Here is a 25,863-nt window from a genome sequence, read left to right on the forward strand (position 1 = left end):
GATGATGGGGCCAGACGATCAACACGATGGGAGTTCTCTCATGTCCGTTCCCGATCAACGCGAATCGCATCCGGTACGGCAGGGCCTCGCAGGCGGAGCCACGTTCGCCGCTGCGATCCTGCTCTTCGTCGCCGGTCTTCTCGGTCTGTTCCAGGGTATTTCGGCGGTCGTCAACGACGACCTGATCGTCGTCGGCCCGCAGTACGTTTACCAGTTCGACACCACCGCGTGGGGCTGGATCCACATCGTGGTGGGCGTCCTCGCGATGATCATCGCGATCGGCATGTTCACCGGTGCGGTGTGGGCGCGCGTCGCGGCCATCGTCATCGCATCGCTGTCGATCATCGCCAATTTCCTCTGGCTGCCGTACTACCCCTGGTGGTCCATCTTGCTCATCGCCCTCGACCTGGTCGTCATCTGGGCGGTCGCCACCTGGAAGTCCGCTTGATCGGCGGTAGGTGTCAGCGCACCGCTTGATCGACGGGTACGTCGCCGTCGGTGAACGCGATGTCCTTTCCTGTCGTCGACGGTGTCGCGAGGACCGCGGCGGCGACCAGTGCGACGTTCGCCCGCGACGTACCGGGATTGTCGGGTGAGCGCGTCGCGCCCGGGTCGATCGCGCCGGTCGGTTCGTCGAGCGTCAGCCGGCCGGGCATCAGAATTGTCCAGTCGAGGTCAGCCGAGCGCAGAGCCGTGTCAGCAGCGGCTTTGGCCTCGGCGTACGGGAAGAACGAGTCGCTCTCGGGCACGCCGTGATCGGGGCCGGCGCCGAGGTAGGAGACCATCACGAAGCGCCGAACACCCGCGGACTGCGCGGCGTGCATCGTGGCGATTGCCGCATCGCGGTCGACGGCGTACGTGCGTGCCGGGTCGCCGCCGCCCGCGCCCGCGCTGAAGACCACGGCGTCGGTGCCCGTCAACGCCTCGGCGATCTGACCCTCAGTCGAGTTCTCGATGTCGAGGATCAGTGCCCGTGCGCCCGTCGCCTCGACGTCTGCGGCATGGTCCGCGTTGCGGATGATCGACGTGACCGCGTCGCCACGCGCGATGAGCAGGGGAGCCAGGAGTAGGGCGATCTTTCCGTGACCGCCGATGATCGCGATGTGAGCCATGCACTCGACCGTACGCGTGCGTTACGCTCGCCGCCGGGTCGCGCGGCGTCGGGCGTCACCCCGCCGACGCGCCTACGCGGAGTCGGGCTACGGAACCACCAGCGGCTCCGCGGAGCGCGAGCGCGCGGAGACGTCGGCGGCCCAGCGGATGGGGCCGGCGGACGGTGTCCACCCGGTCAGCAATGACGAGACCTTCGCATCCATCCGGGTGCGCAACCGGTCGAACGAGTCGCGGTAGTCCTCGCCCACCTGGCCGAGCAGCAGCCACCACGCCCAGGCGACGGCGCCGGCGTTGGCGATGAAGTCGGGGATCACGGCGATACCGCGGGCGGTGAGATCCAGTTCGGCGTCGGCGGTGGTCGGAGCGTTCGCGGCTTCCACCACGATCCGCGCTCGGACGTCGCCGCACCCTGCGCCGGTGATCGCGTACGACACGGCCGCGGGGACCAGGATGTCGCACGCGGTCGCCAGAACTGCCTCGCGAGGCAGGCGCATCACCCGCGACGGCACCGCGGTCCGATCGATCTCGCCGTACTCATCCCGTGCGTCGAGCAGCCCGGGGACGTCGAGCCCGTCCGGGTCGTAGAGCGTCCCGGCGGCATCGGCCAAGGCCACCACGCGCGCACCGGCTTCGTGCAGATAGAACGCGGCGCCGCCGCCCATCGTCCCGGCGCCCTGGACCGCGATCGTCGTCTCCGGCACCGCCCAGCCGCGAACCCCGGCCGCGGCCAGAGCGGCCTGCGCGACGCCGTAGCCACCGACCACGTCGCCGAGGCGTCCTCCGGGCGCGTAGGCGTTGAGACCCGCGAAGACGCGGTCGGCGGTCGCGCGCGGGTCCGGCGACCGCTCGATCGCCGCGTGATACGACTGCCGCATCCCGAGACGGGCGAAGACGGTGTCGATCCGCTCCTGCGACACTCCGAGATCCTCGGCGGTGACCCAATGGTTGTCGAGGAAGGGACGCATCGCCTCGCAGTAGCGGGTCAGTACATCGACGGCCCGCGGATCCTTGGGATCGAAATCGATGCCGCCCTTCGCACCGCCGACGGGCAGGTCGAAGGCCGCCGTCTTGTTCGACATTCCGCGTGCCAGATCGGCCACCTCGTCGACGGTGCAACCCGCGCGCATGCGAGTTCCGCCGGTCGCCATCCCGTGCACCAGAGTGTCGATCACGAGGTAGCCCACGGCGCCGGTCTCGTCGTCGACCCATTCGATGCGCAGAAACGGCGGTCGACGCCCGCCGGAGCCGGGCGCGGGCAGGACGGTCTCGTGCAGAACGCCCTCGGTCGGGGGCAGACCGCCTGCGGCAGCCGGGTCGGTCGGGGTGAGCGTCATGGCCGGTCCTCCTCACGGTCGATCTCGCGGGTGCGTACATCCGCCGTCGTCCTCATCATCGGATTCCGGATGCGCCCGGGTCCATGTGGAATTTGTGAAGACGACCGTTCAGCTTTACCGATTAGGCTCGATGCATGGAGGTCTCGCTGCACCGCCTGAAACTGCTTCGGGAGCTTCGGTACCGCGGCACGGTCACCGCGGTGGCCGACGCCCTCCACTATTCGGCGTCCGCAGTGTCCCAACAGCTTTCGCTCCTGGAGCGGGAGGCGGAGACTCCGTTGTTCGAACGGCACGGACGCCGCATCTCACTCACCGAGGCCGGCATGGTGCTCGCCGATCACTCCGAGTCGATCCTCGACGCGGTCGAGAGCGCGGGCAACGCGATCGAATCACTGCGCGGTGCCTCGTCCGCCACGCTCCGCGCCGGCGTGTGGGCGTCGGTGGCGACGGGGCTCCTGCCGACCGGACTGGCGATTCTCGAACGGCGAGCGCCGGGAGTCTCGGTGCGGTCGGTGGAACTGGCGCCCGAGGCGGGTTCCGATGCGGTGCGCGACGGTTCGCTCGACCTCTCATTCGTCATCGACTACTCGAACTACGCGATGCCGCGGATCCGCACCCTGGAACGGCAGACGATCGCGGTGGAGCGGATGTACGTCGCGGCGCCCGCGGGTGCCGCCGGTCCCGACCCGATCGACCTCGCGGGACTGGCTGCCGACGCATGGATCCTGTCCGACTCGCGTTCGCACTTCGGCCGCGCGGTGCGCCTGGCATGCCGGGAGGCGGGATTCGAACCGGATGTGCGGCACGTCGTCGGCGAGCAGTCGACCGCGCTGGCGCTCGTCGCCGCCGGTCAAGGTGTGACACTGGTGTCCGACCTCGGTGGGATGACACCGCCGCCGGGCGCGGAGCTGACGCCGCTGGCCGGGAGATTCGAGCGCAACCTGTCGATCGCGTACCGCACCAGGGACTCGGACCGATCGTCGCTGCAGGCATTCATCGACGCGATGGCCGAGGCCGCGGTGGAAGTGGGACTCCGGGCTCCGGGCGGTCAGCGGCCGGGAACGTAACCGCGTTGCTTGTCGACGGCGGGCCCGGGATCGCGCCCTGCGGCGTAGTCGGTCAGCATGCCGAGGAACTGGTCGGAGAGCGTGCCGCGCCAGCCGATCACGTCGCCCGACATGTGCGGGCTGATGTGCGCGCCGGGCAGCGTCCACAGCGGGTCATCGGCGGGAAGCGGCTCGGTGTCGAGAACGTCGAGATGCGCCGAGAGCCGTCCGGCCGCGATCTCGGCGGTGAGCGCGGACTGATCCACCAGGGCGCCTCGCCCGACGTTGACGACGTGCGCGCCGTCGGGCAGGGTCGCCAACTGCCCGGCGCCGAGCATCCCCCGAGTCGTCTCCGTCAGGGGCGCGACCATCACCAGGTGGTCCACGTCGGTGAGGTGGGCGGCGAGGTCGGCCGAGTCGACGACCACGCCGAAGTCGGGATCGTCCTCGCGGGGCCGTCGGCCGGCACCGCGCACCTGCAGCCCCACGCGCCGCAGCAGCCGGGCCGTGGCTCGCCCGATGCCCCCGGTTCCGACCACCAGCGCACGGCGGCCGGCGACGCGCCGGGTCTCCCGGTGCACCCACCGCTCCTCGCGCCTGAACTCCTCGGTCTCGTGGAGGAGCTTGTCGTGCGCCAGAATGCAGGCCAGCACGTATTCGGCGATCGGCTCGTCGAAGACGCCGCGCGCATTGGTGACCCGTACGGACGACGACCGGAGCCCGTCGAACAGGATCGCGTCCACGCCGGCCGCGGCCACGTGCACCCATCGCAGCGCGTCCGCCGCGTGCCAGGCGCGCGACAGGGCGTCGGAGAAGATGTCCCAGACCAGCAGGACGTCGGCGCCGGGTAGCGCGTCGGCGAGGGTGCCGTCCGTCGCGGTGCGGATCTCGGCGATCCGGGCCATCGCGTCGAGGTCGGCTGGCGGCTCGACTCCGTCGGCGGTGAGCAGGACGACGATGGGTCTGCGGTCGGACATGGTTCCACCGTAACGGTCGCCAGATTGTCGACAATCCTACCGTTGACAGTCGATGTGCGGGGGGACACACTGACCACATGAGCAGCGCGTCCCTGTCTCCGGTTCTGAAGCAGGCGACTCCGGTCGTCGTCGACCACGCGTCCGGATCGTGGATACACGGCACGGACGGCCGCCGCTATCTCGACTTCACCACGGGGATCGGTGTCACCAGCACCGGTCACTGTCATCCCGACGTGGTGGCCGCCGCGCAGGAGCAGTGCGCCAAGATCATCCACGCGCAGTACACGACGGTGATGCACCAACCGCTGTTGCGGCTCACCGAGAAGCTCGGCGAACATCTGCCGGACGGGATCGACTCGGTTTTCTACGCCAACTCCGGGTCGGAGGCGGTCGAGGCCGCGGTCCGGCTGGCGCGGATGGCGACGCGGCGCCAGTACATCGTCACGGTGCAGCGCGGATTCCACGGCCGCACCGTGGCCGCCGCCTCGCTCACCTCGGCGGGCACCAAGTTCTCGGCCGGGTTCGGACCGCTGATGGCCGGTGTCGCGACCACCCCGTTCCCCGACGCCCTGCGGCTGGGACTGTCGGAGGACGAGGCCGTCGACTACGCGCTCAAGGAGTTCGACTACCTCCTCGGCACTCGGATTCATCCCGACGAACTGGCCGCGGTTCTGATCGAACCCGTCCTCGGCGACGGCGGATACCTCGCGGTCCCGCCCGCATACCTCGCCGGCCTGCGCGAGCGGACCCGACGGCACGGCGCGCTGCTGGTGCTCGACGAGGTGCAGGCGGGCGTCGGTCGCACCGGACGATTCTGGGGGCATCAGCACACCGACGGGCTGGTGCCCGATGTCATCATCACCGCCAAGGGCATCGCCTCGGGGTTTCCGATCTCGGCGATCGCGGCGCCCGAGGCGATCATGGCGAAGGCCTGGCCGGGGTCGCAGGGCGGGACCTACGGCGGCAACGCGGTCGCGGCGGCCGCCGGCGTGGCCACGCTCGAGGTGATCGAACGGGAAGGGCTGGTGGAGAATGCGCGCGTACGCGGCGCGCAATTGCTCGACGGCCTGCGCGCAGGGCTTGACGGCGTCGATGAGATCTGCGACATCCGCGGAACCGGACTGATGCTGGCCGTCGAATTCGGCGATCCGACGGCCAATGCGGGGAGCCCGGACTCGGCCGAGGCGGTGCGGCTGGCGGGCGCCGTGCAGCGGGCGTGCATCGACGAGGATCTGCTGACCCTCACCTGCGGACCCATCGGGGCCATCGTCCGGATCATCCCGCCGCTGACCGTCACCGCAGACGAGGTCGCCACCGGCACGGAGAGATTCATTCGCGCCGTGGAGCGTGTAGTGGGAGGCTGATCTCATGACAGTCCCCGCCGCGCTGATCGATGCACTCCGCGCGGAAGGACTGGCCCCGGAGTCCTCTCCGCGGCGTCTCGCCGAGTACTCCTACGACGCCTCCAACTACCGCGTGGTGCCCGCGGCGGTGCTCTTCCCCCGGTCGGAGGGAGAGGTGTCCGCGGCGCTCACCGTCTGTCACCGTCTCGGAGTGCCGGTGACCGCCCGCGGAGGCGGCACCTCGATGTCGGGCAACTCGATCGGTGACGGACTGGTCATCGATCTCTCGCGCCACATGAACCGGGTGCTCCGCGTGGACGAGGAAGCGGGTACGGCCACGGCACAGGCCGGGGTGGTGCTCACCGCGCTGCGGGCAGCGGTGCACGCGTCCACCGGCGATCGCCTGACCTTCGCCCCGGACCCGTCGAGCCAGACCCGTGCCTGCCTCGGCGGGGCTGTCGGCAACGACGCCTGCGGCAACCACTCGGTGCGCTACGGCCGCACCGCCGATCACGTCGTCGAACTCGCCCTGGTCACCGCCGACGGACTGCGGGTCACCGCCACCCGCAACGGAATCAGGGCCACCGATCCCGCCGACACCCAGGCCGCGGCGCGCGCCGAACACCTCGAGTCGGAGTTGCGCGCGCTGGCCGCCGACCACCTCGCCGCCATCAGGACCGAGCTGGGACGCATTCCGCGGCAGGTGTCCGGCTATCACCTCAGGCATCTGCTTCCCGAGGAGGGCTTCGACGTCGCCCGTGCGCTGGTCGGCAGCGAGGGAACGTGCGGCGTCATCACCTCGGCCACGGTCGCGCTGGTACCGCGGCCCGCGACCACCTCGCTGATCGTGGCCGGATACGCCGACATCGTCGACGCGGCGCGCGACGTGCCGTTGCTGCTGCTCCACGGACCCACCGCCGTCGAAGGGGTCGACGAGGTGATCGTGGAGACGATGCGCCGCCGGCGCGGCGCCGACGCGGTGGCCGATCTGCCCTCCGGGCACGCATGGCTGTTCATCGAGACCGACCGCGGTGCCGACGCGGCCGATGAACTGGTGCACGAGCTGCGGACCGCCGGACACCCGGTCGACGTCCGCCAGGTGCACGATCCCGCGGAGCGCGCCGACCTGTGGCGCGTACGCGAGGACGGCGCCGGACTCAGCTCGCGGCTCACCGATCCCGCGACGGGCGAGACCATCTCCACCTGGCCCGGCTGGGAGGACGCCGCCGTGCGGCCGGACCTGCTGGCCGACTACCTCGCCGACTTCCGCGACCTGCTCGGCCGGCACGGTCTCACCGGCGTAATGTACGGCCACTTCGGCGCCGGCTGCATGCACATCCGAATCGACTTCGATCTGCGGACCTCGCAGGGGCGCACCGTGTTCCGCGAGTTCTGCACCGATGCCGCGCACCTCGTGGTGCGCTACGAGGGCTCGCTCTCCGGGGAGCACGGCGACGGACGCGCGCGGTCGGAGCTGCTGCCGATCATGTACTCCGACGAGATGCTGACGGCCTTCGACCGCTTTGCGTCGATCTGGGACCCTCGGGGCCTGCTCGCGCCGGGCGGACTCCGGGCCACCCGGCCGATCGACGCCGACCTCGCGCTGGCCGACGTCGACCCGCATCCCGCCCAGTCGTGCATCGGCATCGGACGGTGCCGGACTCACTCGGGCGGAGTGATGTGTCCGTCCTACCGGGCCACCGGCGACGAGAAGGACTCCACGCGCGGCCGCGCGAGGGTGCTGCAGGAACTGGTCCGGGGCGGTGCCGCCGCGGACTGGGACTCACCGATGGTCGCCGAATCGTTGGAGTTGTGTCTGGCGTGCAAGGCGTGCTCGTCCGACTGCCCGACGGGTGTGGACATGGCGGCGATGAAGTCCGAGGCGCTGCACCGCAGATATGCCCGACGGCTGCGGCCGCGGGCGCACTACACGCTCGGTCTGCTGCCCACGTGGCTGCGGTTCACCCCGTACGCCGCCGGACCGCTGAACCGGCTGCTGGCCTCGCGGGCCGGCCGCGCCGGTGCGCGGCTGGGCGGTCTGGCGCAGGGCCGGGTGCTGCCGCAGTTCGCGTCCGCAGCGCGGCTGCGCGCCGAACTCGGACGCGCTCCGGACAGTGTCGGCGCGCCCGGACCGGCCGAGGTGGTGCTGTTCCTCGACTCGTTCACCCGGGGGCTGCGTCCGGAGGTGGCCGGTGCGGCTGTCCGGGTGCTCGGCGGCGTCCACGCCGCGGTCGCCTGCAGCGAGCACCACTGCTGCGGGCTCACTCAGATCACCACCGGTCGGCTCGACGCCGCCCGCAGGACGTTGCGGCGCACGGCCCGGCATCTCGACGCCCTCGACCCGGAGGCGCCGATCGTCGTCGTGGAGCCGAGCTGCGCCGCGGCACTGCGCGAGGATCTGCCGCGACTGCTCTCGGAGGAGTCGGTGGGTGCGGCCGATGCGGAGCGGGCACGCCGCGTGGCGGCGCGCGTACGATCGGTGGCGGTGCACCTGGGGCGCCTCGCAGAGCAAGGGCGTGCGCCACAGTGGCCGGACGGACCACCTGAGGCGGTGGTGCTTCAGACTCACTGCCACGAATACGCGACCTTCGGAAACCGGGTCCAGCGTGCGACGCTCACCGCACTCGGCGTCGGCAGCATCGTCGAGGCGACCGGGTGTTGCGGTGTGGCAGGCGATTTCGGTTTCACCGCCGGTCATGAGGAGGTGTCGGACGCGGTGGCCGAGCAATCGCTGGCGCCCGCACTGCGGCGTCATCCCGACACTCCGGTGCTCACCGACGGCTTCTCGTGCGCCACCGCGATCCGTCGCCTCGCCGTCACCGATCCGGCCGCCGGCGGAGCCACGGGCGCCGACCGGCGAGGACGGCATCTGCTGGAACTGCTCGACCCGGACCCACTCGAATCGCACTCCGCCGACCCCGCGGCCGGCGGGGGAGGACCCCGATAGCTCAATCATCACAGGAGGTATGTCATGACCCGTTCCGTCGCCGACATCATCGCCGGTCTAGGCACCGGCATCCACATCGACGGACGCTGGCGCCAGGCGTCTTCCGGCAGCACGTTCGACGTCGAGAACCCGGCCACCGGAGAGGTGCTGGCGACGCTCGCCGACGGTGGCGAGAGCGATGCGGTCGCGGCGATCGACTCGGCGGCGGCACACCAGCGCGAGTGGGCGGCGACCCCCGCGCGCGAGCGGTCGGAGATCCTGCGGAGAGCGTACGAACTCCTCACCGAACGGGCTGACGAGGTCGCGGCGGTGATGACCGCGGAGATGGGCAAACCGCTGGCCGAGTCCCGCGGCGAGGTGGCGTACGGCGCCGAATTCTTCCGCTGGTTCGCCGAGGAGGCCGTGCGGATCCGCGGCGATGCGCGGCGCAGTCCCGACGGCAAGTCGCGGATCATCGTCACCCAGGAACCGGTGGGACCGTGCATCCTGATCACGCCGTGGAACTTTCCGCTCGCGATGGTCGCGCGAAAGATCGGGCCGGCCATCGCCGCCGGTTGCACGATGGTCTACAAGCCGGCCAGCCTCACCCCGCTGACCTCCCTGTACGTCACCGATCTGCTGCGCGAGGCGGGGCTGCCCGACGGAGTCCTCTCGGTGGTCTGCACCTCGTCGGCCGGCTCGGTCGTCGAGCCGTGGATCGATTCGGGCAAGGCGCGCAAGCTGTCGTTCACCGGCTCCACCGACGTCGGCAAGTCGCTGCTCGAACAATGCGCCCGCGGAGTGCTGCGGACGTCGATGGAACTGGGCGGCAATGCCCCGTTCGTCGTCTGCGAGGACGCCGATCTCGATGTCGCGATCGAGGCAGTCCTCGCGGCCAAGATGCGGAACATGGGCGAGGCGTGCACGGCCGCCAACCGGATCCTGGTGCACCGTTCGGTGATCGGAGACTTCGCCGGGCGGCTGACTACCCGGATGTCGGAGCTGACCGTCGGAGACGGGGCGGTCGACGGCACCGATGTGGGTCCGTTGGTGAACCGCGCCGCCGTCGACAAGGTCGACGATCTGGTGCGCGACGCCGTCTCCCGCGGTGCGGAGGTACTGTGCGGCGGCGAGCGGCCCGAGGGGCGCGGATGGTTCTACCCGCCGACGGTCCTGACCGGCGTCGCGTCCGACGCCGAGATGGTGCGCACGGAGATCTTCGGGCCGGTGGCCGCGTTGGTGCCGTTCGACTCCGACGACGAGGCCGTCGAACTCGCGAACAACACGGAGTTCGGTCTCGTCTCCTATGTGATGACCGAGTCCGCGGATCGCGGCTTCTCCATCGCCGAGCGACTGGAGACCGGGATGGTGGGATTCAACACCGGGCTGGTCTCGAATCCCGCGGCACCGTTCGGCGGCGTGAAGCAATCGGGTCTCGGCCGGGAGGGCGGATTCTCCGGCATCGACGAGTTCTTGGAGACCAAGTACGTGGCGATGCCGGTGCGGAACGCGACCTAGGCCCGCTACGGCAGGTGGCCGGCGGCCGGTTCGGCTGTGCCGCCGGTCAACCGGGCCAGCCCGTCGCTCATGTGCGCTTCCAGGACGGCGACCGCACGAGTCCGGTCGCCGGCGCGAACGGCGTCGGCGATCTCGCGGTGCTCCGACACCCGGTCCGAGCCAGGAGCGTATGTCGGCGCCATGGCCCGAAGACACATGCTCGTCTCGACGATCACCGTCTCGTGCACCCGCGAGAGCCGGTCGCTCTCGGCGGACTCCACGATGGTGCGGTGGAACTCCAGGTCGGCGGCCATCATCGCAGGGGAGTCGCGTCTCGTCGCAGCCGCCGACATCCGCGCGACCACGGCGTCGAGACGGTCGGCGCATGACGGCCCCGTTCCGGCCGCGAGGATCCGCTCCACCGCGGCGCGTTCGATCGTCGTACGCAGCAGGTACATGTCGGCGACGGCGTCGGCGGTCAGTTCGGGAACGAACAGGCCCCGATTGCGGCGCGAGATCAGGAGTCCCTCCTGGGTGAGCCGCTGCATCGCCTCGCGCAACGGTCCCCGGCTGACTCCGAGCTGCTTCGCCAGGGTGGCTTCGCCGAGTTGGGATCCGGGCGGGAACTCTCCGGCGGAGATCGCCCGGCGCAGGGCGCGGGCGATGATCGCGGGGGTCGATTCCTGGACGACGGGTTCCAACGAACTCGCCGGACGGTCGCTCGCTGTCATCACGCTTCCCGTCATCCCGCTTCCCGTCTTCACGCTTCTTCGGAGCATGCGTGGATCCGCGGTCGCGGTACGCGGTCGGCGACTGCCGCCTGCAACGCGGCTCCCGCCCGCATCACCAGCAGATCGGCGAAGCGCGGTCCGATGAGCTGAGCGCCGACCGGAAGGCCGCTGTCGGTGACGCCGCACGGCACCGACAGTGCGGGTTGCTGAGTCATATTGAAAAGGTAGGTGTACGGCGTCCACGAGGTCCAGTCGTCGTCGGGCCATCCCGGAGGGACGTCGCTCCCGACCGGGAATGCCGGCACGGGGGTGGTGGGAGTCAGCAGCAGGTCGTAGTCCGTGTGCAGTGCGCCGAGTTGGACGCCGAGCGCCATCCGCACGGCGACGGCGTCGAGGTAGTGCTGCGCGGTGAACTCCGAATGCCGGTGCAGGGCCGCGCGAAGGGAGGGGTCGATCCGGTCGGACACATCGTCGCCGAACGGCTTCAGAACGGCCGCGGCTCCGGCGAACCAGAGGACGTGGAAGGCATCGGCCGGGTCGGCGAGTTCCAGCGTCACTTCCTCGACCCGCGCGCCGAGGCTCTCGAGCGTCCGTGCCGCGGCGCTCACCTCTCGCTCGACGTCTCGATGGTTGGTGCCGAAGCCGAGGTCGCGGCTGTACGCGATCCGCAGGCCGGAAAGCGGGCGGTCGGCGCGGGTGCCCTCGAGCACGGCCGCGAGAAATCCCCCGGGCTCGGGGGCCGTCGCCTGTGCCGGCACCGCGGACCAGTCGCGGTAGTCCGGCCGGACCAGCACATCCATATACGCGGCGGCGTCCGTGACAGTTCGGGTCATCGGACCGGCGTGCGCGAGGGTCCCGAACGGGCTGGACGGGTACATCGGCACCACGCCGTAGGTGGGTTTCAGCGCGACCGTTCCAGTGAAGGAGGCGGGGATCCGGACCGACCCGCCGCCGTCGGTGCCGACCGACAGCGGGCCGAGTCCGGCGGCGACGGCGGCCGCCGACCCGCCGCTGGATCCACCGGGAGTCAGTGCCGGGTCGTAGGGGTTCCGCGTTATCCCGGTCAGCGGAGAATCGGTCACCGCTTTCCACGCGAACTCGGGTGTGGTGGTCTTGCCGAGGACCACGCAGCCGGCATCGCGCGTCGCGGCCACGGCGGGGGCGTCGTCGGTCGGAGGGGCGGCCGCCTGCCCGTCCGCCAGCAGTCGCGAGCCGCGGAGTGTCGGGTGGTCCGCGGTGAGGAAGATGTCCTTGATCGTCACGGGTACGCCGTCGAGCGGGCCGAGCGGATCGCCGTGCCGGTAGCGTTGCTCGGCGGCGCGCGCCGCGGCACGGGCTCCCTCGGGATCCACCAGGCAGAAGGCGTTCAGCGCGGGGTCGAGGCGGGTGATCGCAGCAAGAGCTTCTTCGGTCGCCTCCACCGGCGAGAGGGTGCCGGCGCGATAGGCCTCGGTCAGCTCCAATGCGGTGAGTGCGCAGGTGCTCGCGTGCGGTGTGCTCATGACATCGACCGTCTCTCTCGATCGCGGTCTGTTGATTGTCGACAATCCTACGCAGGCGAGTCGGTTCGTCAAGGGTCTCCGGCCTGTGCGGGGTAGTCTTCTGAAAATGCTGCCCGCCGCGGGCCGGCGACGCCCGGCGCTACGACCTGCACGTCTGATCCTGATCGGCTTCGTTCTCGTCATCGTCGCCGGAACCGTGCTGCTGACGCTTCCGACGTCGTCGGCCGACGGACGGGGCACGGGCCTGGTGGCGGCGTTGTTCACCGCGACGTCGGCGACCTGTGTCACCGGGCTCTCGGTCGTCGACACCGCCGAGCACTGGTCGGGCTTCGGCCAGGTGGTCATCCTGGTGTTGATTCAGGTGGGCGGACTCGGGGTGATGTCGCTGGCGACGATCTTCGGTCTGCTCATCGCACGGAGGGTGCGGCTGCAGACACAGATGGCGGCGCAGCGGGAATCGAAGTCCACGGTGTTCGGCGACGGCCGGCGGGTGATTCTCGGGGTGATCGGCACCACGGTGGTGATCGAGGCCGTGGTCGCGGCGATTCTCGCGGTCCGGTTCGCGACCGGCTACGGCGAGTCGACGGGGCGTGCCGCCTACCTCGGCGTCTTCCATGCGGTCTCGGCGTTCAACAACGCCGGGTTCGCCCTCTTCAGCGACAACCTCGTCGGCTTCGTCGGCGATCCGTGGATCATCGTGCCCGTTTCGGCGGCGCTGATTCTCGGCGGACTCGGTTTCCCCGTGCTCTTCGAGCTGGCGCGCGAGATGCGCCGCGCCGGACTGAGGCTGCGGGGTGTGGGCCGCGCCGCCCGGCTGCGGCTGTCGTTGCACACCCGGATGACACTGGTCACCTACGCGGCGCTGGCCGTGGTCGGCGTGGTGGCGCTGACCGCCACGGAGTGGACCAATCCGGCCACGCTGGGCCATCTGGGACTCTCCGACAAGCTGCTCGCCGGCATGTTCTCCGGAGTCTCGCCGCGCACGGCCGGATTCAACAGCGTCGACGTCGGCTCGATGAAGTCGAGCTCGCTGCTGGTGACCGACGTCCTGATGTTCATCGGCGGCGGCAGTGCGGGTACCGCGGGCGGCATCAAGGTCACCACCTTCGCGATCCTCGGCTACGTGATCTTGAGCGAGATCCGGGGTGAGCCGAGCGTACATGCGATGAGGCGGCGGATCGGGCCGGACGTCCAGCGGCAGGCGATCACCGTCGCGCTCCTCGGCGTCGGCGCGGTCGTCGCCGCCACGCTCGCGCTGATGTACCTCACCGACTACACCCTCGATACGGTGCTGATCGAGACGGTGTCGGCGTTCGCCACCGTCGGACTGTCGACGGGGATCACGCCGGATCTTCCCGGCGCGGCGCAATTGTTTCTGGTCGGGTTGATGCTGCTCGGCCGCCTCGGTCCGATTACGCTGGGATCGGCTCTCGCGCTGCGGGAGAAGGCCCGCAGATTCGAACGACCCGAGGAGCGCCCGATCGTTGGCTAGGTTCAGAAGGACTCGCGACGACGAGCGGCGCGTGGCCGTCATCGGTCTCGGCCGGTTCGGGGCGTCGCTGGCGATCGAGCTCGTGAATCAGGGCGTCGAGGTGCTCGCGATGGACAGCGATCCGGCCCTCGTGCAGCGATACTCCGACGACCTGCCGAACGCCGCGGTGATCGATTCGACGGATCCACAGGCGCTGCGCCAGTTGGGCGTCGAGACGTTCGATCACGTGATCGTCTGCATCGGGGCCGACCTCGAGGCCAGTGTCCTGACCGCGTCGGTGCTCGCCGATCTGGAGGTTCCCGACATCTGGGCGAAGGCCTTGTCGCGTCAGCACGGGAGCATCCTCACTCGCGTCGGCGCCCATCACGTCGTGCTGCCGGAGCACGAGATGGGCGAGCGAGTGGCGCATCTCGTCATCGATCGGCGGCTGCTCGACTACGCGGAGTTCGACCACGAGTTCGCGATGGGGAAGTCGTCGGTACCGCACGACCTCGTCGGTCTCGATCTCAAGTCGAGCCGAGTGCGGAGCACCTACGGCGTCACCATCGTCGCGATCAAGAAGGGTGACGGCGCGTTCGAGTTCGCCGGCGTCGACACCGTGGTTCATGAGGACGATGTGTTGATCGTCGCGGGTCCGAGGCGGGCCGTGGAGCGGTTCGCGGACAACAAGTGAGCCCAGAGCTCGAAATTCGCCGATTTCTCCCATAACTCCTGGTCGGGCCGGGTATTCACGGCGAACGCCGACAACTGTCCAGATAACGGTTTTGTAACGAAAACCCGTCATTCTGTGATGGATCTGACACGAGGGCGCAACGTGATTAACGCGTTCGGTTGACAACTGATCGGACGACCTCCCCGATAGAGAAAAGAGTAGAAAATGGCAGACGGCCCGCTTCGCCTCGAAATCGACTTCTTGACCCCGATCATGGACGCTCTCGGTTCCAGCGGCGGCAGCAGCGGTGGAGACACCCCGGCGACGCCGTAGTTCGAGACGACGTAGCTCGATTCGACGAGAGGTCGCTTCGCTCATTGCGAAGCGGCCTCTCGGCTTTCTTCCGGCACCCGGTGCGGTCGAGCACCGGATCGCAGCGATGGGACCGCATGAATGACCGAGATCGTCACCCTTGATGACACCGACCTGACCGAGGCCGTGCGGCTCGCCGCCCACGGGATCCGGGAGATTCCGCTCTACCAGTGGTTGCTGGGCGAGCACGTCGGCGATTCGGACAAGCGGGAGTGGCTCGCTCGCCTGCTCCTTCGTCCGTTGCTGAGAGTCGGGTGTGTCACGGGCGCCCGCAGCGACGGGCGGCTGGTCGGAGTACTCGTCTGGCAGCCGCACGACGTCGATCTGTCGCCAGACGGTGAGCCGCCGCTCACTCCCGCGGACGTCGAGGTGGCGGCACGTACACCGGGTCTGCGCGAGAGGTTGGCCGAGCTCTGGACACAGCCGCCGCTGTGGTCGCCGGTCGAGGACGCGGTCAACTGCACCCTCACCACGGTCGAACCCGGGGGACGCGGCGGTCGCACGCTCATCGACATGATGCGGGTCGTCGAGCGATACTGCGCCGAGCGCGACAGGCCTTTTTACGCCTGGACCGGCTCGCCGGAATTGCGGGACTGGTTCGTGGCGGGTTGGGCGGCCGAGCCCTTCGCGACCACCGATTGGCACGGTAGGACGATGTACGGAGTCCTGTCCGGTCGTCCCCCGGTTCCCGCGGCGGTGCCCCGTGAACGCGACGCGGTGTGACCGGTACGGACCGCACCGTCGTCTGCCGGCAGCAGGATCACGTCCAGCAGCAACGCGGCGGACGCCATCAGGAGTGCTGCGTCCAGGTAGTGGCACGCCATCGCGCCGATGTAACCGGGTCCGCCCCAGGCGTTGACCGTGAAGTTCGGGTCGAGCCCGCCGATGACCTGGACGCCGGCGCGGTATACGCAGAACACGAGCAGTGCGGTGGGCGGGAGGGCGGCCGCGAGGCGCCAACGGCTCTGCCCCGCGGCTGAGGCTCTGAGCGTGCGTCGGACACGAAGAGCCGCCCGTCGTCCGAGAGGCAGCAGGACCGCCGGTCTGCGGCGACCCGTGCGACGGCGATGGATGCCGACGGCCATCGCGAGAGCGGCCGCGAGCCCGGCCAGTACCGCGTGTTGCCACCACGCCGATGTACCGGCCTGATGCTGCTCGTGGACGGGCGAGCGCCCGGCGTAGAGGAGTGCACCGTGAATCAGTCCCGCCACGAAAGCGGAACCGAACAGGGCTGCCGACAGCGACGAGATGTGGGAACGACTGCTGCAGGGACGTGAAGTGGAAATGGTCATGACTCAACGGTGCCGCCGGCGGTCTCGGCTGTCGTCGGCTTACGAGCCGGTTTCTCGGCGGTACTCCGAGACGATCCGCTAGCCGGGGTGGTACCGGGGGAGGACGTCAGGCGAGGACTCCGGAATGACGCGGCCGGAGTCTCATCCTTTCTAGATTGAGAGACATGGCAGATCCCGTGCATCCGTCGACAGTGCCGTCGGCGCGACCGCCGTGGCACGTTCGAATCGAGAACCGGTTGGGCGCCGGCGGATTCGCGATGCTGGTGGATCTGACGATCGCAATCACGTGCTTCGCGCTGTTCACCGGGCCACTGCTGCTCGGGGTGGTCGACCGTCACGGGTCTCCGGCCGCGCAAGCCGCGTTCGGGGCGCTGGCCGCGGCTCCGCTGATACTTCGACGGCGACGCCCCGTCGCGGTTCTGTGCGTGATCACCGCGGTGTCGGTGGCCGCGATGCTGTTACGCGTGCAGTTCACGCCGTTCGTATCCGATGCCGGGCTTGTGTTCCCGATCGCCGTCTACACGGTTGCGGACCGCTGCGCGCGTCGGCTGTCGGCGGTGGTCACTGCGGGCGCGGTGTTGGTCGTCTCGCTCGGCGGAGCGGTCGCCTTCTCGCTGCACCCCGAGATCGAGCAGGACGCGGTTCACCTGCTTCTCGCCGTCCCGGCCTGGATCATCGGCGACGCGACGCGGAGCCGACGGAAGTTCCAGGCTCGGGTGCGGGAACAGGAACGGCTGTCGGCGCTGGAGCGGCAGCGTCGATTGCGAGCCGAGGACCATCTCCGCCTCTCGCGCGAGGTCCACGATGTCGTCTCGCACGGGCTGAGCATGATCGTCGTCCGTGCCGGGATCGGCCGAGTGGTCTTCGACGAGCAGCCCGAGGAGGCACGTCGCGCACTCGCGACCATCGAGACTGCGGGCCGCTCGGCACTGTCCGATCTCCGCGGACTGTTGCGCGAGATCCGCGAAACTGCGCCGGACGACGCGGCTGCGGCCCCCGGGTTGGCCGACCTCACCGCGCTCGCGGCGCAGATCAGCGACGATGGGGTGGTATCGGTGAGTGTCGTCGAGGACGGACCGCCGAGGTCGTATCCGCCCGCGGTGGAACTCTCCGGATATCGAATCGTTCAGGAGGCCGTCACGAACGCCGTCAAGCATGCTCCGGGCGCCGCGGTGACCGTCCGGCTCACCCACCGTCCGGACCACCTGTTGCTGACCGTGTCCGACGACGGCGGACACGGGGTGCCGTCCGATCCGGTCGGTGCCGGGCTCGGCCTCGCCGGAATCGGTGAGCGCGTCGAACTCCTCGGCGGGGACGTCGTCGCCGGTCCAGATCCGGACGGTGGATTCACTGTCCGGGCACGACTGCCCGTGCGGGTGACGGACGCGGCGGGCGCGCCGTGAACGATCCCGCGGACACGACCACCGTGCTGGTGGTGGACGACGAACAGCTCGTGCGCGCCGGATTCCGGCTGCTGATCGACTCGGCGTCCGACCTGACCGCTGTCGGTGAAGCCGGGGACGGAGGCGAGGCGGTCCGCGCCGCCCGCCGGCTTGCGCCCGACGTGGTGGTGATGGACATCCGGATGCCCGGCATCGACGGAATCGAGGCCACCCGTCTGATCGTCGCGGACGACGCCGCGGCCCGAGTGCTGATCGTCACCACGTTCGACGACGACGAATACGTCTTCGCCGCGCTCCGCGGCGGGGCCAGTGGGTTCCTGCTCAAAGACACGCCGCCGGAGCAGATGCTGGAAGCGATTCGCACCGTCGCCCGCGGTGATGCGTTGCTCTCGCCGTCGATCACCAGGCGACTCATCACCGAGCTCGGGCGTTCGCCGGAGCGGCCGGCGGTGCGCAGCGGTGAACTCGACCGTCTCACCGACCGCGAGCGGGACGTGTTCGAACTGGTCGCCGCAGGACTGTCCAATGGTGAGATCGCCGACCGCCTGCACCTGGGGATCACCACTGTCAAGACTCATATCTGACGACTGCTCACGAAGCTCGATGCCCGCGACCGCGTGCACTTGGTCATCTGCGCGTATGAGAACGGCGTCGTCGCGGCGCAGCGCGAACGGTAGAGGTCGGCGTTGCCGCATTCGACTGCATAGTTTAGCCTTACCTAAATTGTGTCGCGCGGTGGTGCGCGATCGGACAGCCGGGCAGACGGTCGTCCAGGGGCGATCAGGAGTGCAGGAAGAATGAGTCGGAGAACAGGTCAGTCGGGTACCGGTGTCAATTCGCCGACGGTGATCGCCGCGGCCGGTCTGGCTGCCGTGATCTCGTCCCTGATCGTCGTGGTCGGCGTGGTCGCCATGATGCTCAGCGGTGCCGCTCCCACGACTGCTGCGCAATCGCCTGCCACCGTGGTGAGTCTCGGTGACACCCAGCAGGCCCCTGCGGTCCAGGGCGGAACGCAGACCCCGGCGGCCACGGCCGACGCGTCGGCGTCGGTCGCCGAAGACGCGCCGGCGACCGACGAGCCCGGACTCGCACCCGGAGCCCCCGTCGTCGCCACCAGGCAGCAGGCGCCGACGACCGCTCAGTCGCAGGGATCCGGTCCCACTCCGCCGACGCTCGCCGAGTTCAACAGCCAGTTGACGACGCTGTCCGGCAATTCGTCGTCCGCTCAGAAGGCGAAGCTCCTCGAGGGCGGTTCCCGCGCGGTCGGTCCCATCTCGAAAGTGCTGTACCTGGTGAAGCAGTATTCGTACACCGGCTTCCGGTACCAGGTGGTGGGCCCGTTGACGCAGAACGGCACCACGGCGAACGCCCGACTGCAGATGACCCTTCCGGGGTCGGGCTCGCGCTATATCCCGCTGCGGTGGGTGTGGAAGGACAGCGCATGGAAGCTGTCCGACAAGTCGGTGTGCGACATCTCCGCGTACGCACAGATGCCGTGCAGCTTGTGACGGTGTGACGCGGCTGGAAGCGCGATGCGTGCTCCGGACGAAACGTTCGTCGAAGCGCGGCGTCGAAGACTCGTCGACGTCGGACGACAGTTGCAGGTGGGGCTACATTCGACCTGTGTCCTGTATCACTGACAACCCCTGGGGTTTAGTGGAATGGACTCAACTTTCAGATAGTTGAACTACTCGAGAGGCAAACCTGAGCCTCGTAGACTTAGGTTCGGCAGTGCCGAACCGGACAGCTCAACAGAAAGGCGAATGTCAGTGGACAGCTTCACCCCCACCACCAAGACACAGGCTGCACTGCAGGCTGCCGTCCAAGACGCGGCCGCGGCGGGCAACCCCGACGTGCGGCCGGCCCACATCCTCGTCGCACTCCTCGAGCAGACCGACGGCATCGCATCGCCGCTGCTCAAGGCGGTCGGCGTCGACCCCGTGCGGATCCGGAACGAGGCCAAGACCCTCGTCGACCGGGCTCCGACCGTGTCGAGTGCGAGCGCGCAGCCGCAGCTGAGCCGCGAGTCCATCGCGGCGATCACCGCTGCGCAGAAGCTGGCCACCGAACTCTCCGACGAGTACGTCTCGACCGAACATTTGATGGTCGGACTGGCCACCGGTGAGTCGGAGACTGCACGACTGCTGGCCGGCGCAGGCGCCACGCCGGAGGCACTGCGTGACGCGTTCGTGTCCGTCCGGGGCACAGCGCGCGTCACCAGCGAGAACCCGGAAGCGACGTACCAGTCGCTGGAGAAGTACTCCACCGACCTCACCAAGCGCGCTCGCGAAGGCGAGCTCGACCCGGTGATCGGCCGCGATTCCGAGATCCGCCGCGTGGTCCAGGTGCTCTCGCGCCGTACCAAGAACAACCCGGTGCTCATCGGCGAGCCGGGCGTCGGCAAGACCGCCATCGTGGAGGGTCTGGCCCAGCGCGTGGTGGCCGGCGATGTCCCGGAGTCGTTGCGCGGCAAGACCGTCATCTCGCTCGACCTCGGTTCGATGGTCGCGGGCGCCAAGTACCGCGGCGAGTTCGAGGAGCGGCTGAAGGCGGTCCTCGACGAGATCAAGGCGTCGGACGGACAGATCATCACGTTCATCGACGAGTTGCACACCATCGTCGGTGCCGGTGCGACCGGTGAGTCCGCGATGGACGCGGGCAACATGATCAAGCCGATGCTCGCCCGCGGTGAGCTGCGGCTGGTCGGTGCCACCACGCTCGAGGAGTACCGCAAGTACATCGAGAAGGACGCGGCCCTCGAACGCCGGTTCCAGCAGGTGTACGTCGGTGAGCCGTCGGTGGAGGACACCATCGGCATCCTTCGCGGACTCAAGGACCGGTACGAGGTGCATCACGGCGTGCGCATCACCGACTCGGCTCTGGTGGCTGCCGCGACGCTCTCCGACCGCTACATCACGTCGCGGTTCCTGCCCGACAAGGCGATCGACCTGGTCGACGAGGCCGCGTCACGGTTGCGGATGGAGATCGACTCGCGTCCGGTCGAGATCGACGAGGTGGAGCGCATCGTCCGGCGCCTGGAAGTGGAGGAGGTCGCCTTGGAGAAGGAGACCGACGCCGCGTCCAAGGAACGACTCGAGGCATTGCGCCGCGAGCTGGCCGATCACCGCGAGAAGCTCAACGAGCTGTCGGCCCGTTGGCAGTCGGAAAAGACCGCCATCGACGCCGTCCGCGATGTGAAGGAGGAACTGGAGCGTCTGCGCGGCGAGGCCGAGCGGGCCGAGCGCGACGGTGATCTCGGGAGGGCCGCCGAGCTCCGGTACGGCCGGATCCCCGGCCTCGAGAAGGAGTTGGAGGCCGCGATCGAGAAGAGCGGCACCGATCCCGACGAGGACGTGATGCTGCAGGAGGAAGTCGGTCCCGACCAGGTCGCCGAGGTGGTCTCGGCGTGGACGGGCGTGCCCGCGGGCAAGATGCTCGAGGGTGAGACGGCCAAGCTGCTGCGCATGGAGGACGAGCTGGGCAAGCGAGTCATCGGTCAGCTCGAGGCGGTCAAGGCCGTCTCCGACGCGGTCCGACGCGCTCGCGCGGGCGTCGCCGATCCCAACCGTCCGCTGGGCTCGTTCCTGTTCCTCGGTCCCACCGGAACCGGCAAGACCGAGCTGGCGAAGGCCCTGGCCGAGTTCATGTTCGACGACGAACGAGCGATCGTCCGGATCGACATGAGCGAGTACGGCGAGAAGCACAGCGTCGCGCGGCTCGTCGGTGCGCCTCCCGGGTACGTGGGGTACGAAGCCGGTGGCCAGCTGACCGAGGCGGTGCGTCGTCGTCCGTACTCGGTGGTCCTGTTCGACGAGGTCGAGAAGGCTCACCCGGACGTCTTCGACGTGCTGCTGCAGGTGCTCGACGAGGGGCGGTTGACCGACGGTCAGGGACGCACGGTGGACTTCCGCAACACCATCCTCATCCTGACGTCCAACCTGGGCGCCGGCGGTGACAAGGATCAGGTGATGGCGGCCGTCCGCGCGGCGTTCAAGCCGGAGTTCATCAACAGGCTCGACGATGTGGTCATCTTCGACTCTCTCTCGCCCGAGCAGTTGGTCCGGATCGTCGACATCCAGCTCGACAACCTGGCCAAGCGTCTGCACCAGCGTCGTCTCGAACTGGAGGTGACGCCGAAGGCCAAGGAATGGCTGGCCGAACGCGGATTCGATCCGCTCTACGGTGCGCGTCCGCTGCGTCGCCTGGTGCAGCAGGCCATCGGCGACCAGCTCGCGAAGGCGTTGCTGGCCGGCAGGGTACGCGACGGCGACACCGTCCCGGTGGACGTCAGCGGCGACGGTGAGACCCTCGTGGTCGGCTGAGCCGAGCCTCGTTGAATCTCATCGGTTGAGTTCCGCCGGTTGAGCGGTACCGATGGAATCGCACAGAGGTCCCGCACTCGGGTTTCGAGTGCGGGACCTCCGTCGTGTGGGATGGATCAGAGGTTCGCGGCCAGGAAGGGAATGACCTTCTCCAATGCCGCACCCGCACCCCGCGGCTGGTCGTACAGGTCGTAGTGCGAGACGCCGGGGAGCACCACCAGTTCCTTGACCTCGGACGCCGCGCGGCGGTTGATCTCGAATCCGTCGCGGTAGGCGCCGAATGCTCCGGGCTTGTCGCCGACGACGACCATGATCGGCTGGGTCAGCAGCGTCTCGGCGAAGGCGAAGGCGTCCCACACCATGGCTGACGCGCCGTGTGCGACGTCGAAGATCGCCTTGCCGTTCGCGGACTGTCCGCGCGGGGTGCAGTAGTAGTCGTAGGCCTCGACGACGTCGATGTCGCCGATCTGCTGCGCGGCCTCGGCCGATGGCGGCAGAGCAGCACTGATCGCGCCCTCGGCTCCCGCGGCCTCGGCGGTGCGCTGCTCGGCGATCTGCTTGAGCGCGGCCACCGGGCCGCCGGCTGCCGCCGCGTTCTCGCGGACCATGCGACCGTAGTTCACGCCGGTGATCGAGACGACTGTCTTGATCCGCTTCTCACTCTGCGCCGAAGCGAGCACGTATCCGCCGCCGCCGCACACACCCAGCGCGCCGATTCGGTCGGTGTCGACGTAGGGGAGCGTCGTGAGGTAGTCGACCACCCGGCGGAAGTCCTCCACACGCTGGGTCGGATCCTCGATCAGCCGTGGGGTGCCGCCGCTCTCACCCTGAAAACTGGCGTCGAAGGCGATGACCACGTAGCCCTCGTCGGCCAGGCGCGTGGCGTAGATGTTGCCCGCTGTCTGCTCCTTGCAGCTGCCGATCGGATGCGCGCTGATGACGGTCGGGTACTTCTTGGATTCGTCGAACGACGGCGGAAAGTAGAGGTCCGCCGCGATCTCCCAGAACATGTCCGGGTTCTGGAACTTGATGTGCTTGATGTCGTTGGACACGTGCTCGCCTCTCTGTCGATTCTCGGCCGATCATGTGATGGGTATGTCTCTGTCGGCCGCTGCATCCAGTCTTCCCACTTCTGTTGACGTGGCCCAGGCCCGGTAGTTGCCTAGGAATAATCCTTCCTGGGTACGAGTCCGTGGATGAGACCCCCACCCGACGAGTCGAACACTTGTACTATCTAGAAGTCGAATGTAGCATAGATCACAGATCGAGCGTGAAGGTCTCTTCGGGACGCTTCGAGTTCTTTGAGAATCGAAAGTGCAGATGGGGTCGGTGCCGGTCCGGATTCGTCGGACCGGCACCCGGCTCGGGGGTGACTGTTGAGCGACCCTGGCGTGCTTGTTGCGTGATGCAGTGCGTTGCGACTCGATCGCGACGAGGGAGGCCGTGCGAAAGGGGGAATCATGAATCTGACTGAAGCTGTGAAGGAGTTCGCCGATCGTCTGTCGGACGAGTTGTCTCCGGCAATGGGAGGCGAGCCGGGAGGTTCGCTCGCGCGACTGATCGACTCGGTGGCTCGCGCCGGCGTCGACGACCGCGAACTCCTCGTGTTGATGGCGGAGTTGACCCGCCTGCTGAATCTGACGACGACGGCGTTGGCTGGAGTGTCGGAGGCTGCCGCGCGATCGGGGCTTCCGACTCGCAAGCGAGTGAGATCGGTCGTCGACCTGTTGAAAGGACTCGGTCACTCGCCGGCGGCGGCACATCGTCTCGCTCGGGTGGGTGGCGTCGCGGCGACGCTCCCGTCGTTGTCGCGGCAGGCGCGCGCAGGCGGGGTCTCAGTGGAACACGTCGATGCCGTCGGACGCGGGATCGCGTTCGTGGAGAAGCGGATCCCGCTCGACTCCGCGGCGCGTGAGGATCTGGCTCGGCGGCTGACGGTGCAGGAGACTCCGGCGGATGTGGCTCGCCGAGCGCGGGAACTCGCGCTCGAATGGGCTCCGGAACTCGATGAATCCGATCCGGACTCGGTGCCGGTCGCGGAGAACTCGGAGCTCAATGAGATGAGTCTGGCAGTCGGGGCCGACGGTCGGATCTCGGCGACGCTCGACGTGGATGTGCTCACCGGAGAGGAACTCAGCGCGGCGCTGGATCGGTTGTGCCGACCGGTGCCGCTGCCGGACGGCTCACCCGATCCGCGCGCGGTGGGACGGCGGCGTGCAGATGCGTTCGGGCAGATAGTCCGCTCCTTCCTCAGCGGACGCGATCGCCCGTCGAGCGGCGGCGTCCTTCCGCACGTCACTCTGGTCGTGCCGAGTCGCACGGAGGAACGTGTGAGTGGCAGGCGGTCGGAGGCGGAGCAGAGGGTCTCGTCGCTCGGCTACACCGGGCCGGTGTCGTCCGCGACGGTGGGTCTGGTTCTCTGCGATGCGGCGGTGCGGCGCATCGTGGTCGACGGCGAGTCGGTGCCGCTGGACGTCGGCCGTGAACAGCGGCTGGTCACGGCGGGGATCAGAAGGGCACTCGAAGTGCGAGATCGAGGGTGCGCATTCCCAGGGTGCGGCCGGCCCGTCGGATGGACCGATGCGCATCACTGCATTCCGTGGTCGCAGGGTGGAGAGACGTCGCTCGACAACAGCGTTCTGCTGTGCCGGATGCACCACACGCTGATTCATCAATCGGGGTGGGAGGTGTTCATCGGCCACGATCGGTATCCCTGGTTCCGTGAGCCTGCGGACACCGACCAGCCGCACCGGCCGCGAAGGGAGTTGCGGTCGAACGCGCGCAGGACGCTCACGTCGGCGCCGGCAGCCGCGTGACTGCGGCGGCTACCGCGGGCAGAAGGTCGTGGCGATCTTCATGACGGTCTCCAGCGGTGCGCCGCGGAGGCCGAGATCCCACGACACACCCTTGACGATCTGCAAGCACTGCGCGTAGTTCGAGTTCACCGAGTTGTCGACCTTCACGACGACCTTGTTGGTCCCGCCGAGGAGGTTGGTGGTGATCTGCTCGCCGGTCTCGGCGGCGTCGGACTTCGCTTCTCCGGACTTCGCGTCTCCCGGCTCGTCCGACGGCTCGGTCGCCTTGGTTCCGACGCAGGTGCCGGAGACGGTGTAGTCGGTCTTGTTGAACATTCCTGCGAAGTTCGCGATGCCGGTGTGCTGGTTCAGTGCGTTGAGCTTCACGGTGCGGGTCAACGTCTTGGTGCCGGTCTTGGCGTCCTTCCGGGTGGCGGTGACGGTGCACTGGTCCGCGTCCTTGCGGTTGATCACCATCACGTTGATCTCGTTGGTCCCGGAGGTGATCGAGACGGCTCCGGATGCCGGCTGCTGGTACCCGCCGACGACGCCGGCCGCGGCGTCGCCCGGGGCGAATGCGACCCCGACGGTCGCGGCGAGAGCGGCGGTCGCGCCGACGGTGGCCAACTGGATGCTGCGCTTCACGTGAAACTCCTCAGGGTGAGCTGGACCATGCAACTACACCGGAGACGGCGGTCCGCGCGCAAATCGCCGAGCGTGGGGGCATGCGGTGTGAACGGAGCCGTCAAGATCCTCGGCGCCGCCGTATAGATCGCGTTAAGGCATCTGGCGCAGCGCATCTCGTGCGACGAGCGTGAGGTCCGAGCCCGCCGGACCGGCGGGCCGTCGGATTGAGGAGGCCGGGAGATGGCTGACGTCGTAATGGTCTGCATCGCCGTGCTCGCGATAGCCGCGTGCGCTGGACTGCTGTTCGCACTGGAGCGGGGGACCGGGCGATGACCGGGGCTGGCACGGTGTCGGTGGTGCTGTTGATCGCCGCAATCGGCGTCGTCGGATATCTGGTGGCAGCGCTGCTGTACCCGGACAAGTTCTAGAGAGTCGGGGC

20 protein-coding genes and 1 pseudogene are annotated in these 25,863 nt (G+C 68.8%); 14 read left to right on the forward strand and 7 right to left on the reverse strand.

Annotated features, from left to right (window positions below):
- Positions 1-40: 40 nt before the first annotated feature.
- Entirely contained in the window at positions 41-448 is a 408-nt protein-coding gene (locus tag Y710_RS04410; protein ID WP_006896099.1) for a DUF7144 family membrane protein, read from the forward strand.
- Positions 449-461: 13 nt separating this feature from the next.
- Here Y710_RS04410 and Y710_RS04415 read toward each other — a convergent pair whose 3' ends face one another.
- The gene (locus Y710_RS04415) at positions 462-1,112 is read right to left on the reverse strand and encodes an NAD(P)H-binding protein (RefSeq protein ID WP_006896100.1); all 651 of its coding nucleotides are present in this window, start codon (positions 1,110-1,112) and stop codon (positions 462-464) included.
- 87 nt (positions 1,113-1,199) lie between these two features.
- The gene (locus Y710_RS04420) at positions 1,200-2,447 is read right to left on the reverse strand and encodes a Glu/Leu/Phe/Val dehydrogenase dimerization domain-containing protein (protein ID WP_006896101.1); all 1,248 of its coding nucleotides are present in this window, start codon (positions 2,445-2,447) and stop codon (positions 1,200-1,202) included.
- Positions 2,448-2,581: 134 nt separating this feature from the next.
- Here Y710_RS04420 and Y710_RS04425 point away from each other — a divergent pair, with 134 nt between their 5' ends.
- Entirely contained in the window at positions 2,582-3,514 is a 933-nt protein-coding gene (locus Y710_RS04425; RefSeq protein ID WP_062366518.1) for a LysR substrate-binding domain-containing protein, read from the forward strand.
- On the opposite strand, the gene Y710_RS04430 is transcribed toward Y710_RS04425, so the two are convergent.
- On the reverse strand, positions 3,496-4,470 hold the full coding sequence (locus tag Y710_RS04430; protein ID WP_006896104.1) for a D-2-hydroxyacid dehydrogenase: 975 nt from the start codon (positions 4,468-4,470) through the stop codon (positions 3,496-3,498). The genes Y710_RS04425 and Y710_RS04430 overlap by 19 nt on opposite strands.
- A 77-nt stretch (positions 4,471-4,547) precedes the next feature.
- Here Y710_RS04430 and Y710_RS04435 point away from each other — a divergent pair, with 77 nt between their 5' ends.
- Genes Y710_RS04435 through Y710_RS04445 form a run of 3 tightly spaced genes read left to right on the forward strand, consistent with a single transcriptional unit; the run spans position 4,548 to position 10,257 of the window.
- Complete coding sequence (locus tag Y710_RS04435) at positions 4,548-5,834, forward strand: aspartate aminotransferase family protein (protein ID WP_006896105.1); 1,287 nt, start codon at positions 4,548-4,550, stop codon at positions 5,832-5,834.
- A 4-nt stretch (positions 5,835-5,838) separates the two neighbouring features.
- A complete protein-coding gene (locus Y710_RS04440; RefSeq protein ID WP_062366520.1) occupies positions 5,839-8,760 on the forward strand; it encodes an FAD-binding and (Fe-S)-binding domain-containing protein in 2,922 nt (973 codons plus the stop codon).
- 24 nt (positions 8,761-8,784) lie between these two features.
- A complete protein-coding gene (locus Y710_RS04445; RefSeq protein WP_062366522.1) occupies positions 8,785-10,257 on the forward strand; it encodes an NAD-dependent succinate-semialdehyde dehydrogenase in 1,473 nt (490 codons plus the stop codon).
- Between the two features lie 5 nt (positions 10,258-10,262).
- On the opposite strand, the gene Y710_RS04450 is transcribed toward Y710_RS04445, so the two are convergent.
- A complete protein-coding gene (locus Y710_RS04450) occupies positions 10,263-10,967 on the reverse strand; it encodes a GntR family transcriptional regulator (RefSeq protein ID WP_039867311.1) in 705 nt (234 codons plus the stop codon).
- Positions 10,968-10,996: 29 nt separating this feature from the next.
- Positions 10,997-12,469 (reverse strand): amidase, encoded by a 1,473-nt coding sequence (locus tag Y710_RS04455; protein WP_062366524.1) that lies wholly within the window; start codon positions 12,467-12,469, stop codon positions 10,997-10,999.
- Between the two features lie 106 nt (positions 12,470-12,575).
- Between Y710_RS04455 and Y710_RS04460 the strand changes: the two genes are divergently transcribed.
- The 7 genes and pseudogenes from Y710_RS04460 (at position 12,576) to clpB (ending at position 22,002) form a co-directional block, all read left to right on the forward strand.
- On the forward strand, positions 12,576-13,961 hold the full coding sequence (locus Y710_RS04460; protein WP_006896110.1) for a TrkH family potassium uptake protein: 1,386 nt from the start codon (positions 12,576-12,578) through the stop codon (positions 13,959-13,961).
- 31 nt (positions 13,962-13,992) lie between these two features.
- Positions 13,993-14,634 carry a potassium channel family protein gene (locus Y710_RS04465; RefSeq protein ID WP_045538757.1) on the forward strand — a complete coding sequence of 214 codons (642 nt, stop codon included), beginning with the start codon at positions 13,993-13,995 and terminating at the stop codon, positions 14,632-14,634.
- 432 nt (positions 14,635-15,066) lie between these two features.
- The gene (locus Y710_RS04470; protein ID WP_006896112.1) at positions 15,067-15,708 is read left to right on the forward strand and encodes a hypothetical protein; all 642 of its coding nucleotides are present in this window, start codon (positions 15,067-15,069) and stop codon (positions 15,706-15,708) included.
- A 733-nt stretch (positions 15,709-16,441) separates the two neighbouring features.
- On the forward strand, positions 16,442-17,680 hold the full coding sequence (locus Y710_RS04475; RefSeq protein ID WP_231650258.1) for a sensor histidine kinase: 1,239 nt from the start codon (positions 16,442-16,444) through the stop codon (positions 17,678-17,680).
- Positions 17,677-18,357 (forward strand): annotated as a pseudogene (locus Y710_RS04480) (response regulator transcription factor). The gene Y710_RS04475 and the pseudogene Y710_RS04480 overlap by 4 nt, the downstream one beginning before the upstream one ends.
- Positions 18,358-18,477: 120 nt before the next feature.
- Complete coding sequence (locus tag Y710_RS04485; RefSeq protein ID WP_045538761.1) at positions 18,478-19,188, forward strand: MTB12 C-terminal domain-containing protein; 711 nt, start codon at positions 18,478-18,480, stop codon at positions 19,186-19,188.
- A gap of 261 nt (positions 19,189-19,449) precedes the next feature.
- Entirely contained in the window at positions 19,450-22,002 is a 2,553-nt protein-coding gene (gene clpB / locus Y710_RS04490) for an ATP-dependent chaperone ClpB (protein WP_006896116.1), read from the forward strand.
- 116 nt (positions 22,003-22,118) lie between these two features.
- Here the strand turns inward: clpB and Y710_RS04495 are convergent, their stop codons facing one another.
- Positions 22,119-23,054 (reverse strand): alpha/beta fold hydrolase, encoded by a 936-nt coding sequence (locus Y710_RS04495; RefSeq protein ID WP_082781257.1) that lies wholly within the window; start codon positions 23,052-23,054, stop codon positions 22,119-22,121.
- Between the two features lie 408 nt (positions 23,055-23,462).
- Here Y710_RS04495 and Y710_RS04500 point away from each other — a divergent pair, with 408 nt between their 5' ends.
- Positions 23,463-24,818, forward strand: coding sequence for an HNH endonuclease signature motif containing protein (locus Y710_RS04500; RefSeq protein ID WP_006896119.1), 1,356 nt, complete (start codon positions 23,463-23,465; stop codon positions 24,816-24,818).
- Positions 24,819-24,827: 9 nt separating this feature from the next.
- On the opposite strand, the gene Y710_RS04505 is transcribed toward Y710_RS04500, so the two are convergent.
- Positions 24,828-25,442, reverse strand: a complete 615-nt coding sequence (locus Y710_RS04505; protein WP_045538765.1) for a hypothetical protein — start codon at positions 25,440-25,442, stop codon at positions 24,828-24,830.
- Positions 25,443-25,753: 311 nt separating this feature from the next.
- Here Y710_RS04505 and Y710_RS18415 point away from each other — a divergent pair, with 311 nt between their 5' ends.
- The gene (locus tag Y710_RS18415; protein ID WP_081598092.1) at positions 25,754-25,852 is read left to right on the forward strand and encodes a potassium-transporting ATPase subunit F; all 99 of its coding nucleotides are present in this window, start codon (positions 25,754-25,756) and stop codon (positions 25,850-25,852) included.
- Positions 25,853-25,863 lie beyond the last annotated feature (11 nt).

The sequence above is a fragment of the Gordonia sp. QH-12 genome (genome assembly GCF_001578675.1).
In the GTDB taxonomy this organism is placed as follows: domain Bacteria; phylum Actinomycetota; class Actinomycetes; order Mycobacteriales; family Mycobacteriaceae; genus Gordonia; species Gordonia sihwensis.

Coding starts and splice junctions, on each gene's coding strand:
- Y710_RS04410 (WP_006896099.1), top strand. CDS start 41: ATGTCCGTTCCCGATCAACGCGAATCGCATCCGGTACGGCAGGGCCTC.
- Y710_RS04415 (WP_006896100.1), bottom strand. CDS start 1,112: ATGGCTCACATCGCGATCATCGGCGGTCACGGAAAGATCGCCCTACTC.
- Y710_RS04420 (WP_006896101.1), bottom strand. CDS start 2,447: ATGACGCTCACCCCGACCGACCCGGCTGCCGCAGGCGGTCTGCCCCCG.
- Y710_RS04425 (WP_062366518.1), top strand. CDS start 2,582: ATGGAGGTCTCGCTGCACCGCCTGAAACTGCTTCGGGAGCTTCGGTAC.
- Y710_RS04430 (WP_006896104.1), bottom strand. CDS start 4,470: ATGTCCGACCGCAGACCCATCGTCGTCCTGCTCACCGCCGACGGAGTC.
- Y710_RS04435 (WP_006896105.1), top strand. CDS start 4,548: ATGAGCAGCGCGTCCCTGTCTCCGGTTCTGAAGCAGGCGACTCCGGTC.
- Y710_RS04440 (WP_062366520.1), top strand. CDS start 5,839: ATGACAGTCCCCGCCGCGCTGATCGATGCACTCCGCGCGGAAGGACTG.
- Y710_RS04445 (WP_062366522.1), top strand. CDS start 8,785: ATGACCCGTTCCGTCGCCGACATCATCGCCGGTCTAGGCACCGGCATC.
- Y710_RS04450 (WP_039867311.1), bottom strand. CDS start 10,967: ATGACAGCGAGCGACCGTCCGGCGAGTTCGTTGGAACCCGTCGTCCAG.
- Y710_RS04455 (WP_062366524.1), bottom strand. CDS start 12,469: ATGAGCACACCGCACGCGAGCACCTGCGCACTCACCGCATTGGAGCTG.
- Y710_RS04460 (WP_006896110.1), top strand. CDS start 12,576: ATGCTGCCCGCCGCGGGCCGGCGACGCCCGGCGCTACGACCTGCACGT.
- Y710_RS04470 (WP_006896112.1), top strand. CDS start 15,067: ATGACCGAGATCGTCACCCTTGATGACACCGACCTGACCGAGGCCGTG.
- Y710_RS04475 (WP_231650258.1), top strand. CDS start 16,442: ATGGCAGATCCCGTGCATCCGTCGACAGTGCCGTCGGCGCGACCGCCG.
- Y710_RS04485 (WP_045538761.1), top strand. CDS start 18,478: ATGAGTCGGAGAACAGGTCAGTCGGGTACCGGTGTCAATTCGCCGACG.
- Y710_RS04500 (WP_006896119.1), top strand. CDS start 23,463: ATGAATCTGACTGAAGCTGTGAAGGAGTTCGCCGATCGTCTGTCGGAC.
- Y710_RS18415 (WP_081598092.1), top strand. CDS start 25,754: ATGACCGGGGCTGGCACGGTGTCGGTGGTGCTGTTGATCGCCGCAATC.